The sequence below is a fragment of the Candidatus Binatia bacterium genome, from assembly GCA_026415395.1.
Lineage (GTDB): Bacteria > Desulfobacterota > Binatia > HRBIN30 > HRBIN30 > HRBIN30.
In genome coordinates this window covers 1,129,048-1,140,701 of record JAOAHD010000007.1, presented here as the reverse complement: position 1 = coordinate 1,140,701, position 11,654 = coordinate 1,129,048, and the positions used below count along the sequence as shown (strand labels likewise).

The 11,654-nt window shown below is 60.4% G+C and carries 11 protein-coding genes; 4 read left to right on the top strand and 7 right to left on the bottom strand.

All coding sequences use genetic code 11. From position 1 onward, the window contains the following. Positions 1–58: 58 nt before the first annotated feature. A complete protein-coding gene (locus tag N3C12_09430) occupies positions 59–1,249 on the bottom strand; it encodes an acyl-CoA dehydrogenase family protein (GenBank protein MCX8072659.1) in 1,191 nt (396 codons plus the stop codon). Positions 1,250–1,370: 121 nt separating this feature from the next. On the opposite strand from N3C12_09430, the gene N3C12_09425 reads away from it, so the two are divergent. The 3 genes from N3C12_09425 (at position 1,371) to N3C12_09415 (ending at position 5,345) form a co-directional block, all read left to right on the top strand. After that, positions 1,371–2,828: an aldehyde dehydrogenase family protein gene (locus N3C12_09425; GenBank protein MCX8072658.1), complete on the top strand. Its 1,458-nt coding sequence runs from the start codon at positions 1,371–1,373 to the stop codon at positions 2,826–2,828. Positions 2,829–2,924: 96 nt separating this feature from the next. Then, entirely contained in the window at positions 2,925–4,532 is a 1,608-nt protein-coding gene (locus N3C12_09420; GenBank protein ID MCX8072657.1) for an FAD-dependent thymidylate synthase, read from the top strand. A gap of 30 nt (positions 4,533–4,562) precedes the next feature. Further along, positions 4,563–5,345: a pyridoxine 5'-phosphate synthase gene (locus tag N3C12_09415; protein ID MCX8072656.1), complete on the top strand. Its 783-nt coding sequence runs from the start codon at positions 4,563–4,565 to the stop codon at positions 5,343–5,345. Here the strand turns inward: N3C12_09415 and N3C12_09410 are convergent. The 6 genes from N3C12_09410 to N3C12_09385 are packed head-to-tail and all read right to left on the bottom strand — an operon-like array spanning position 5,282 to position 11,373. Continuing rightward, complete coding sequence (locus tag N3C12_09410) at positions 5,282–6,604, bottom strand: DUF1015 domain-containing protein (GenBank protein MCX8072655.1); 1,323 nt, start codon at positions 6,602–6,604, stop codon at positions 5,282–5,284. The genes N3C12_09415 and N3C12_09410 overlap by 64 nt on opposite strands. Positions 6,605–6,641: 37 nt before the next feature. Then, positions 6,642–7,295, bottom strand: a complete 654-nt coding sequence (locus tag N3C12_09405) for an L-threonylcarbamoyladenylate synthase (GenBank protein MCX8072654.1) — start codon at positions 7,293–7,295, stop codon at positions 6,642–6,644. Beyond that, on the bottom strand, positions 7,285–8,589 hold the full coding sequence (gene purD / locus N3C12_09400) for a phosphoribosylamine--glycine ligase (protein ID MCX8072653.1): 1,305 nt from the start codon (positions 8,587–8,589) through the stop codon (positions 7,285–7,287). Before purD ends, N3C12_09405 begins: the two co-directional genes overlap by 11 nt. Positions 8,590–8,638: 49 nt before the next feature. Beyond that, positions 8,639–10,189 carry a bifunctional phosphoribosylaminoimidazolecarboxamide formyltransferase/IMP cyclohydrolase gene (gene purH / locus N3C12_09395; GenBank protein MCX8072652.1) on the bottom strand — a complete coding sequence of 517 codons (1,551 nt, stop codon included), beginning with the start codon at positions 10,187–10,189 and terminating at the stop codon, positions 8,639–8,641. Between the two features lie 21 nt (positions 10,190–10,210). Continuing rightward, positions 10,211–10,918, bottom strand: a complete 708-nt coding sequence (gene alr, locus N3C12_09390; GenBank protein ID MCX8072651.1) for an alanine racemase — start codon at positions 10,916–10,918, stop codon at positions 10,211–10,213. Continuing rightward, entirely contained in the window at positions 10,804–11,373 is a 570-nt protein-coding gene (locus N3C12_09385; GenBank protein ID MCX8072650.1) for an alanine racemase, read from the bottom strand. Before N3C12_09385 ends, alr begins: the two co-directional genes overlap by 115 nt. A 54-nt stretch (positions 11,374–11,427) precedes the next feature. On the opposite strand from N3C12_09385, the gene thiS reads away from it, so the two are divergent. Then, a complete protein-coding gene (thiS, locus tag N3C12_09380) occupies positions 11,428–11,649 on the top strand; it encodes a sulfur carrier protein ThiS (protein MCX8072649.1) in 222 nt (73 codons plus the stop codon). Positions 11,650–11,654: the final 5 nt, after the last annotated feature.

The following is an 11,654-nucleotide window of genomic DNA, read 5'->3' as shown; positions in this document are numbered from 1 at the left end:
GCTTGGGCTAACTCCTTCGGGAGAGCAGAATATGAACATGGAGCCACACAAGATGGCTTCAACTTTTCGGCAAGCCGAGCATCCGGTGCGCCACAATGTTGAGCTGGATCTCCGAGGTTCCCCCGGAGATCGTTACCGACCGGCTGTAGAGATACGAACTTTGCCAGCGGCCTCCATCCACTGCTCTGGGCTCGTCCCCGTAAAGCTGAGCCCACGGCCCTTGGATCGCCATGGCAGTCTCGTACAACTGTTGAGACAACCGATTCCAAAATTCCTTCTTCAAGCTGGTTTCTGGCCCGGGAACTTCGCCCCGCTCTAAGCGAGCCATGGTGTCGTAATTGTGGAAGCGCAGGATTTCGACGCGAATGAAGGCGTCGGCTACCGCTTGCCGAAGCACCGGATGCACAGGCTGGCCACGCCGCTGCCGCTCGCGCAGGATCGCCAACAGCCGATTCACCGCAATGCGATGCTTTACCTGCTCTTTGAACAAGTACCCCGTGCCACGTTCGTGAGCCAAGGTGTGCATAGCGATGTGCCAACCGCCATTCTCAGGCCCGATCAAATTCTCTCGCGGCACATAGACGGCATCGAGAAACACTTCGTTGAACTCAGAACTACCCGTGATTTGCCGCAGGGGCCGAACCGTAATCCCGGGTGCTTGCATGTCCACGATGAAGTACGAGATCCCTTGATACTTTGGTGCCGAGGGATCCGTGCGTGCAAGGCAAATCGCCCAACGCGACACCTGAGCGTAACTAGTCCAGACCTTCTGCCCGCTGAGGCGATACCCGTCCCCGTCGCGTTCCGCCCGCGTGCGCAGGCTCGCAAGATCGGAGCCGGCTGCAGGTTCGCTGAAGAGCTGACACCAAATCTCGTCCGCAGAGAGAATTTTCGGCAGGTAACGGCGCTTTTGCTCCTCGGTGCCGTACCGTATGAGTGTTGGACCAACGTTGTGCACACCCACCTTGTTGATGAGCTCCGGGGCTTGAGCCCGTGCCATCTCCTCGTTGAAGATGATCTGCTCTACTGCCCCCAGCCCGGCCCCTCCGTACTCCTTGGGCCATAGAATGCCCGCATAGCCCGCAGCATGCAGCTTGGCTTGCCACTCACGCAGGAACGCCACTTCGTCCTCGAAACGTTCAAAGCTGGGTATGGCGCCGGAACTCCAGCCCGGTGGCAGGTTCTCCTGCAACCAAACACGCAAGCGGCGGCGAAATTCCTCGTGTTCAGGTTTGAAGCGGAGATCCATGGAGAAAACTCCCGCGCGCTCGTCTACCGTCGGGAGTGAAAGGCGGCAAGGGTGGTAGTGTCTTGCAGCGTCGCGGCCATGGGAGCAGAATCCGGCGGGTGGCAAAGCGAGGGAGGCGCGCATGAACTACGATCGAATTTACGTCAACGGACGCTGGCAAAGTGCGAGCAACGGGGTGTTCCCGGTGCTCAACCCCGCCACGGAAGAGGTCGTCGCCCACGCTCCGAATGCGAATGTCGCGGACATCGATGCGGCCATCCTCGCAGCGCGGGAGGCTTTTGACTCGGGGCCCTGGCGGCGCACCACCCCGCGCGAGCGGGCCAAGGTGCTGCGAGCGTTGGTCGACCGTCTAACAAAGCGCAAGGAGGAGATCCGCTCCTTGCTGGTCACCACCGGTGGGGCTGCCTGGATTACCCACCCGATTCAAGTCGACACACCGCTCGCACTGCTCGCCCAGTATGCTGATTGGGCGGAGAAGTTTTCTTTTGAGGAAATGCTGCCCCCGGTCGCGAGTGTTGGGCCAGCCGGGAACCAGCTAAACCACGCGATGGCGGTCTACCAACCAGTGGGCGTCTGCGGCCTCATTCCAACGTGGAACTTCCCCTTGTACGTTACGGTGCAAAAAATTGGGCCAGCAATTGCCGCCGGCTGCACCATGGTCGTCAAGCCCTCTCCTTACGCACCGCTGATTGACCTCGTCGTCGCCGAGGAGTTCGAACAGTGCGACATCCCGCCCGGCGTGTTCAACGTCGTCACCGGTGAGAGTCCAGCACTTGGTGCTCGCCTGGTGGAGAGCCCGTTGGTCGATAAGGTGAGCTATACGGGAAGCGCCGCTACCGGGAAGCGCATCATGGCCGCTGCGGCGACGACGCTCAAACGTGTCCACTTGGAGTTGGGTGGAAAATCTGCCGCAATTTTTCTTCCCGACGCCGACTTCGATGCGTACGCCATGTATGCCCTGACCCCAGCCTTCTTTCACGCTGGCCAGGGCTGCGCGATGTGCACGCGCGTGCTGGTACCCCGCAACCGGCAAGAGTCGCTGCTGGAGCGACTCCAAAATTTCCTGCAGGCCATGGTGCACATGGGAAATCCAGCAGACCCGAACGTGACCATGGGCCCGGTCATTCGCGCTGAGCGCCGCGCGCAGATTGAGGAATACATCGACTCGGCGCATCGAGAGGGGGCCAAACTAGTAACCGGAGGAAAACGTCCGGCCCATATCAACCGCGGTTACTTTGTCGAGCCCACGATCTTCGCGGATGTTCGCAACGACATGCGGATCGCGCGAGAGGAGATTTTTGGTCCGGTGCTATCCGTGATTCCCTATGACGAGGTGGACGATGCCATCCGTATCGCCAACGACTCTGAGTACGGACTTGGTGGCGCAATTTACTCGGCCGACGTGCCTGCAGCCGTCGAGCTGGCCAAGAAAATCCGCACTGGATCCTTGAACATCAATGGCGCGGTCAATTTGCTTCACACTCCGTTCGGTGGGTTTAAACAAAGCGGCATCGGGCGCGAAGGCAGCAGGTGGGGTTTGCTCGAATACTGCGAGGTGCAAGCCATTGCCTGGCGGTAGGAGCTGGAAGAACTGCCTCGCTGCTTCGCAACCGCCTTCGCGTCGGAACCCAGCCCCTGGCCGCGGTGGTGGGGCCGGTTCGAGAGGAGGAATCTGATGAGCTCTCAAAATGATTGCGTTTTCACAAGCTCGGAGAGAGCTGCTCTCGCACCGTACTTCACAAATCTCGACGCGCCGGTGTTCGCATTGCGAAATCTGCCCGAAGTCGTCAAAGGTGCGTTGTTCGCTCGCTACTCGCGGTCACCCAAATCCGTGCGAAGACTCTTTCTGGATGAGTTCCTCGACGAAGTAGAGGCCGGTGAGATCGGGGAGGTGGGTGTCGAGCGGGCGGAGCGACTCTACGAACGGGTCTTCGACGAGTACGGAGACGACTCGGTCGCACAACTTGGGGGAGTCCATCTGGCTTGTGAAGGGGTGTCCAATATCGTCACCAAGGTTTTGGAGTGGGGCCGCTTAATGGCCTACCTCGAGCAGTCGACGCGCTACATTGCGTACGACACGCAAGTCAACGGGCGTTGGCGCTACGTCATCCCCCCAGAACTCGAAGCTCATCCTTTGCGCAGCGAGTACGAACGCACCTTGGACATGCTGTTTGCCACGTATGGAGAGTGGCTCCCGAAAATCGAGGACCACTTTCGGCAGGTCATTCCGCCGGAGCCGGGCGAGGCAGAGCCGGTATACCGCCGCAGCATTCGAGCCAAGGCCCTCGATACGCTGCGGGGTCTACTGCCTGCCGCAACACAAGCGAACGTCGGTCTCTTCGGCAGCGGCCAAGCCTTCGAGGCGTTGCTGTTACGGATGCGCTCGCATCCTTTGGGGGAGGCACGGAAGGTCGCAGAGCTGATTCTCCAAGAACTCCGAAAGGTCATTCCCGCCTTTCTCCGCCGCGTGGACCGGAAAGATCGCGGAGAGATCTGGAGCGCCTATTTGCGAGCGACTCGGGAGGCGACGCGCGAGGTCACCCGTCGGCTTACCAGTTCCATTGCTCCTGAGCCCCGACCAGAGGTGACGCTAACAGAATTCGATCCGGACGGGGAAGTGAAAGTGGTGGCTGCAGCGATGTACCCCCACACAAACCTGCCGGACGACCAACTGCTCGCAATGGTCCGGCGCATGACCGCGGCTGACCGAGAGGCCGTCCTTCGCGCTTACGTGGGCGAGCGGCGCAATCGCCGTCATAAGCCAGGACGGGCCTTCGAGCGAACCTCCTACCGCTTCGATGTGCTTACCGATTACGGTGCATTCCGCGACCTGCAACGGCACCGGATGCTGACGATCGAGTGGCAACCCTTCAGCCCCGAACACGGTTACGGCACTCCGACCGCCATCATTGAGGCCGGGGCCCAGGACGCGTGGGAGAGAGCACTCGAACAGTCCCGTGCGCTTTATCACAAGCTGCAGCGCGCCGATCTTGAAGAGGTGGCTCCCTACGCTCTGTGCTTTGCCTATCGGATCCGCTTTTACCTCCATATGAACGCGCGGGAAGCCATGCACATCCTCGAGCTCCGCACGTCACCGCAGGGACATCCAGTTTACCGCCGCGTTTGCCAGGAAATGCACCGCCTGATTGCCGACCAGGCCGGCCACCGGGCTCTTGCGGCAACCATGCAGTTCGTAAGCCATGAAGACGTCAAGCTTGAGCGGCTGCAGGCCGAACGACGACGCGAAGAGCGAAGAAGGCAACACGATTCCTTCGCCCCATAAGCGGCCCCGGTTTGCTATAAGGCTCCGGCAATGACCTACCTCTCCGTGAACGTCAACAAGGTTGCTACGCTCCGCAATACACGAAACATCGGGATTCCCAGCGTGACGCGTCTGGCGCGCATCGCACTGGATGCCGGAGCGCATGGCATCACCATCCATCCCCGGCCTGACGAGCGTCACATCCGGCGGGGCGACGTCGTCGAACTGGCGGAACTCCTTGCAACTTATACCGATCGCGAGCTCAACATCGAAGGGAATCCCTTTCACGGGCTGGTTGAACACTGCAGAGCCGCGAAACCCCAACAAGCTACGCTAGTACCCGACGAGGTCTCCGCGGCAACCAGCGATCACGGCTGGCCGTTGGGGTCGATGACGCGGGCGCAAAAGATTGAGCTTGGTCGAGTCATCGAGTCGCTGCAGCAGGTTGATTGTCGCGTCAGCCTCTTCGTCGACCCCGACCCCGCAGTGATGCCGGAGGCCAAGGCTCTAGGGGCACAGCGAGTCGAACTGTACACAGAGCCCTACGCACGAGCCTTCGCGGCCGGCGAGGCAGACCAGGAGCTCGCGCGCTACCGCCGGGCGGCGGACGCCGCCTTGCGCGAGGGCTTGGAACTGAACGCCGGCCATGATTTGAATCTGCTCAATCTGGGGCCTTTTCTCGCCGTCATTCCTGAGGTCGTCGAAGTGTCCATCGGCCATGCGCTCGTCGCCGACGCTCTCGAATTCGGCATGGCGGAAACCGTTCGACGTTACCTCGCCATTTGCGCCGGAGTTCGTGCGGATTCGGGCGGCAAGGGCTCATCCACTGCTTGAAAGAGCAGGCCGCTCAACAGCTTGGGGTAAAAGTACGTCGACTTTTGCGGCATCACCTGGCCCGCCCGACACACAGCCAAAATGTCGGCCATCCGTGGTGGGCGCATGAAAAACACGGCCGCAGCCCCTTGGGATAACGCCGCCACGGCCTCACGATCGCTATGGGTGTACCAAAGCCTTCCGGCGCGTGCCTCCTCGTCGGGCACAATGCCCGCGAACCCCTGCAACACCACCCGATCGAGCAAGGTCACATCGAGCTCGCGGACGGCAGGAGCCAAGTCGCCCGCGTAGCGGCGCAGCACTTCTTCGTCGCGAAGAAACGCTAGCTCTAGGTTGCGGGAACCACCCCAGCCCAATCCCAAACAGTGTCGTCCGGCCCCTTGGTCCAACGCTTGGAAGAACTCCTCAGCGCGCTCAAGCGGATATTGGCGAACTTCAAAATGCTGCTCGATCCGTTGGTGTAGAGAAGCGGGATTGGCCACCGTCTGAAGCACACGGTGCGTGGGCAAAACCGCCAACCCAGGGTCCTCCATGCTCGTCAGGTACATGAGAACGAAGCGATGACCAGCGTCAGGCGAATCTTGTCCTTGGCGCACGACCTCTTCGCAGTAAGCAAGGGCGGTTTCGTACCGATGATGGCCGTCGGCAATGATGATTTCCTCCTCGGCAAGCTCCTTCCGAATGGCAGCATGCCACCGGGCCTCACGGATGAACCACAGTCGGTGCTCGGTTCCTAGAGTGTCGAGGACGCGCATCTCTGGCTTGCGCCTTTCACACCAAGCCCGCAACCTTTCGAGCAGGCCAGCGTGGTCTGGGTAAACCCCGAAAATCGGGCTCAGGTTTGCCCGGCACGCCCGCAGTAACCGCAACCGATCCTCCTTCGGCGCCGAAAACGTCCGCTCATGAGGCCGAATCTTTCCGCTACCGAAAGCCTCCAAACCCACCGCCGCATACACACCAGTTCGTTCCCGGACCTCCTTCCCCAACGAAAACCGCTCCACGGAAAACACGATGCAGGGCTCTGGCTCCTGCACGATGTAATGCTCCTGGCGCCACTGCTGCCACAACTTGGCGGCAGACTCGTAAGGGTCGTCTGCAGCGCTCAGGATCAGGCGTACGACATTAAGCGGATGCCGTTGGTGCAGGAGCTTTTGCTCCTCTGGACCAATGACGTCGTACGGGGGCGCGACCAAGGCCGCCAATTCAGGGAACAGCGCGGGATTGTATCGATAGGGGCAAAAGGGGCGTACAGTTGCCATTGAACGGAATCTCCTGCTGAAATCAGTTCAGTACGACTCAAGCAACCACTGGGACTCCAGCGACCGGCTCAATTGCCTCCGGTGCAATCGCACCGCGGCGGACAAGCACAACTTGATCAGCCTCCACCACCACAACTGTCGACACAGGTTCCCCCGGACAAGGCCCCCAATCGAGGTAGTAAGTAACCCCCTCCCCAAAATACTCGCGTGCTGCCGAAGCAGTCGTTGGTGGCCGCTCCCCGGCGGGATTGGCACTCGGAGTGGTGATTGGCTCGCCGAGGCGAGCCACAAGTTCGTGAGCCAGTGGATGCGGAGAGATACGGATGCCGATTGTTCCGCTGCCGCCCGTCAAAACCTCTGGAACGTGTTCCCGTGCCGGCAGCGCCAAAGTCAACGGACCAGGCCAAAAATGTTGCATCAGCCGCTCCGCTGCACGGGGGACATCGCGAACAAGCGCATCCAACATACCGCGATCGGCCACGAGAACACTAATCGGCTTGTTCGCTGCGCGCACCTTAAGCGCCACCAGGTATTGCAAAGCCTCTGGGTCCAACGCGCGCACACCCAAGGCGTAAACTGTTTCCGTTGGGTAAACGATCGCTCCTCCCCCTCGCAGCGCTTGCACGGCGAGTTCCAGGGCCCTGCGAAACCCCTCGCGACGCGACGCATCGGGCGCTTCATCACCTGCCATGTTCGAAGCGTCCCTCACCCCCGGTTCGTTTGATCGCCTGTCGGCCAATATCCCGACGAAATTGCATGCCGTCGAAGTGGATCCTGCTGACCGCGGCATAGGCGCGATCTACAGCATCAGCGACATCGCGACCCAATGCGGTCACCCCTAGGACCCGTCCACCGTTGGTCACGTAGTGATCTTGCCGCCGCGCTGTGCCCGCGTGGAAAACCATCACATCGGCGAGCTCACGTGCCTCGTCTAACCCGTAAATGACGCGTCCTTTCTCCACAGCCCCGGGATAACCAGCCGCCGCCAAAACCACACAAGCCGCAGCACGCTCGTCCCATAGCGGAGCAACGTCATGCAACCTACCCTCCACGCAGGCAGACAGCAAGTCGACGAGGTCGCTCTGTAACCGCATCATTAAGGGCTGGCATTCCGGGTCACCGAATCGGGCGTTGAACTCGAGCACTTTCGGGCCCCCCTCGGTGAGCATCAGACCTGCGTATAAAACACCGCAATACTCGATCTTGCTCGATCTCAGCCCGTGGATGGTGGGCAACACAATGTCCGCCATTACCCGTGCTTGCATTTCCGGGGTCAATGCTGGGGTGGGCGAGTACGCGCCCATTCCGCCAGTGTTGGGGCCCTGGTCCCCATCAAGCAGCCGTTTATGGTCTTGCGAGGATGGGAAAGGCAACACGGAAACTCCATCCGTGAGCAAAATAAACGAAACCTCTTCTCCTTCGAGGTATTCTTCAACCACCACCCGCGAGCCGGCGTCACCAAACAAGCGAGCCACCAAAATCTCATCGATTGCCTGCTCCGCTTCTTTCATCGTGTGGCAGACAATCACGCCCTTGCCAGCAGCAAGTCCATCTGCCTTCACCACAATGGGCACACCCACTTCGGCAACAAATCGCTTCGCTTCGTCCGGAGAGTCAAACACGCTGAAGTATCCGGTCGGCACATTCCACCGCCGCATGAATTCCTTCGCGAACGCCTTGCTGCTCTCCAGCCGCGCAGCGTCACGGGTCGGGCCAAACACTCGTAGCCCAGCCGCTGCGAATTCATCCGCAATCCCTAGGGTCAGAGGCAGCTCCGGGCCGACCACCGTGAGATCAATCCCGCGCTCCCGCGCAAAACGGAGCAATCCGGCCACATCATCTGCCGCAATGGGAACGAGCTCGGCCACCTGAGCAATGCCCGCATTTCCCGGGGCACAGTACACTTGCTCGACCAACGGCGACTGGCGGATCTTCCACGCCAACGCATGTTCACGCCCCCCGCCTCCTACCACTAACACCCGCATGGTCGCTTGCTTCACTCTCCAGCTCGAACGAATCTAATCTCGACTGCCATCAATGACGGAAGTGCCGAACCCCGGTAAACACCATCGCTAGACCTAAGCGGTCCGCCGCAGCAATGACCTCTTCATCTCGAACGCTGCCACCGGGCTGCACGACGGCGGTGATCCCAGCCCCCGCAGCGACCTCGACCCCGTCTGGAAACGGAAAGAAGGCATCGCTCGCGAGAACAGAGCCACGCAAATCCACGCCGACTCGCTCAGCCTTGGCACGGGCTGCGTAAACCGGGTCCACACGAGAGGTGGCTCCCCCGCCGATCGCCAAGGTCGCCTCTGGACTGCAGAAGACGATCGCGTTCGACTTCACGTGTTTGACCACCTTGAGGCCGAACGCCATCGCAGCGTATTCTGAGTCGGTAGGGGCTCGACACGTGACAACTCTCCCCCTGCGAGGATCCTCAATGGCGGTGTCACGGTCTTGCACCAACACCCCTCCAAAAACTCCTCGAACGTCGCGGCCCTCGCGAGGCATGGCAGCAACCCGCCAGCGCATGAGACGTCGGTTTTTCTTTTGCCGAAGGAACTCCAGAGCCTCGGCGGTAAAGTCGGGCGCGATGAGCACCTCGGTAAAAATTTCGTCTACCTCGCGAGCCAAAGCGAGGGACCACGGGCGATTACTGATCAGGATGCCACCAAACGGGGAGTCGGGATCTGTGGCAAAGGCACGCCGGTAAGCCTCTACATCGCTGTCTCCTAAACCAACCCCACACGGGGTATTGTGCTTGAGAATCGCCACACAGGCACGCGAATCGCCCACAAATTCGAGCATCAGCGCCAACGCGGAATCGATATCCACGATGTTGTTGTACGACAGCTCCTTGCCGTGCAACTGTTCCACATAGTCGAGAAACTGTCCATACAATGCCGCGTGTTGGTGGGGATTCTCCCCGTAACGCAGGTCTTGAGCCTTCGTTAAGGTCAGGTGAAAGGTCGACGAGAAGGGCTGCCGCTCGCCATCTTGCCAACTTCCTAAGAACGTCGCGATTGCTCCATCGTAGCGAGCGGTGAGCGCAAAGGCTTTGTGCGCCAGGCGGCGATTGGTCGCTTTGGACACCACTCCCGTAGTGCGCAGCTCTTCGAGCACCACCGCATAATCACTGGGATCAACGACCACGGTCACCGCGTCGTGGTTTTTCGCCGCCGAGCGGATCATCGATGGACCACCAATGTCGATGTTCTCGATGGCCTCTTCCCAAGTGCAGCTCGGTTCCGCCACCACCCGCTCGAATGGGTACAAGTTCACGACCACAAGGTCGATCCGTTCGATTCCCAGGGAGCGAAGTTCCTCCAAGTGTCGGGGGAGGTCGCGACGTGCCAAAATTCCACCGTGGATTTTAGGGTGCAGTGTTTTTACCCGGCCATCGAGGATCTCCGGTGAGCCCGTGTACGCACTCACTTCCCTCACGGGAATTCCAGCATTTTTAAGCTCCCGCGCAGTGCCGCCGGTCGAGAGAATCTCGATCCCCAGGGAAACGAGTCCCCGCGCAAATTCCACAACCCCAGTCTTATCGGTTACACTAATCAGCGCACGCTCAATCCTTGGCATGGTTCCCCTCGCCGAATTCGTTCAATGCTCCGAAGGCAATCCTGGGCCGAGCTCCCGTGTCGCACGCTCCGCAAGAAAACGCGGCACCCGATGCCCCAAGCGGGTAAGCACCTCGTAGCTAATTGTGCCAGCCCGTGCAGCCACCTCCTCCACCGCGAGGCGCAACCCGTCGCACTCGCCCCACAGCAGTGCGCGATCACCAAGTTGCACGCCAGGGACGTCGCTGATGTCGACCACCAGCGTATCCATGCAGATCCGCCCGATCACAGGCGCCACCTTACCATGCAAGCCCACAAGACCATTGTTCGAGAGCCTGCGGTCGTAACCGTCGGCATAACCGACACCGAGAACCGCCACCCGTGTCCGCCGCCGCGTGATGTACGTTTGGCCGTAGCTCACGGCCCGACCCGGCTCGAATTCCCTCACCTGCAATACCGGTGCGGTTACGGACATCACCGGACGAAAGTCGCCGACCGCAAGACCTTGGCCAGGGGGCACGCCGTACAGTAAGAGCCCCGGGCGCACCATATCGAAGTGGCTCTCCGGGAGGAACCACGTCGCCACACTGTTTGACAGGTGCGCACAACACTCAGGCCACCGCTCTTTAACCATCGCTACGGCCCGTCGAAATTGGGCCAACTGGGCGCGACAGAAGTCGTTGTCCACACGCTCAGCGTTCGCGAAATGAGAAAAAACACCGTCGACGATGACATTGCGCGCATGCCACAATTCCTCGAGCAACGGGCGCCCAGTTGTTCCACGTCCGTACCAAGCCGCCCCGTCCCGTTGTCGACCTTCACGTGAACCCGCAGGCGCCGTCGAACGGACATATGCTCGATCTCTCGTAAGTGATCGCGATCGAGCAGTGCGATGGCGAGATTTTCTTCCGCCGCCACTTTGAGGTCGCTCTCGTGCGCACCGGCGAGCACCAGCACCGGCTGCTGAATTCCCAAAGCACGTAGCTCGACGCCTTCCCAGACCGTGGCCACTCCGAATGCATCGACTCCCGCTTGAGCGAGCACAGGAGCGACGATCCTCGCTCCATGGCCGTAGCCATCCGCCTTCACCACCGCGAGCACGCGTGTTCGCAGCCGCAACCGGGACCGCAAACGCTGCACATTGTGGCAAAGAGCGGCAGCATCGATCACCGCAGAAGCGAGGCGCACTTCATGAGAACTCATCATCAAGCCTTCGGCGCCGGGTGCTACCAACGTCGTCCCAAGTTGTAAAGGTTGAACATGAGATCTATCGTGAGCAGCGTGCGTGTTCGGCTCAATGGCGAGTGGCACTCTCTGCGTGATGGTCTAACCGTGGCGGAGTTGGTCGCCGAACTTGACCTCCACAATCAACGAATTGCCATCGAGGTCAATCGCGCCATTGTTCCCCGGCATGAATACGCCAATGTGCGCCTGCGAGAAAACGACGAAATTGAAGTCGTGCATTTCGTAGGCGGAGGGTAATCTGC

Excerpts from the sequence above, each read along its gene's own strand:
- N3C12_09430 (MCX8072659.1), bottom strand. The coding sequence starts at position 1,249 with ATGGATCTCCGCTTCAAACCTGAACACGAGGAATTTCGCCGCCGCTTG.
- N3C12_09425 (MCX8072658.1), top strand. The coding sequence starts at position 1,371 with ATGAACTACGATCGAATTTACGTCAACGGACGCTGGCAAAGTGCGAGC.
- N3C12_09420 (MCX8072657.1), top strand. The coding sequence starts at position 2,925 with ATGAGCTCTCAAAATGATTGCGTTTTCACAAGCTCGGAGAGAGCTGCT.
- N3C12_09415 (MCX8072656.1), top strand. The coding sequence starts at position 4,563 with ATGACCTACCTCTCCGTGAACGTCAACAAGGTTGCTACGCTCCGCAAT.
- N3C12_09410 (MCX8072655.1), bottom strand. The coding sequence starts at position 6,604 with ATGGCAACTGTACGCCCCTTTTGCCCCTATCGATACAATCCCGCGCTG.
- N3C12_09405 (MCX8072654.1), bottom strand. The coding sequence starts at position 7,295 with ATGGCAGGTGATGAAGCGCCCGATGCGTCGCGTCGCGAGGGGTTTCGC.
- purD (MCX8072653.1), bottom strand. The coding sequence starts at position 8,589 with ATGCGGGTGTTAGTGGTAGGAGGCGGGGGGCGTGAACATGCGTTGGCG.
- purH (MCX8072652.1), bottom strand. The coding sequence starts at position 10,189 with ATGCCAAGGATTGAGCGTGCGCTGATTAGTGTAACCGATAAGACTGGG.
- N3C12_09385 (MCX8072650.1), bottom strand. The coding sequence starts at position 11,373 with ATGATGAGTTCTCATGAAGTGCGCCTCGCTTCTGCGGTGATCGATGCT.
- thiS (MCX8072649.1), top strand. The coding sequence starts at position 11,428 with ATGAGATCTATCGTGAGCAGCGTGCGTGTTCGGCTCAATGGCGAGTGG.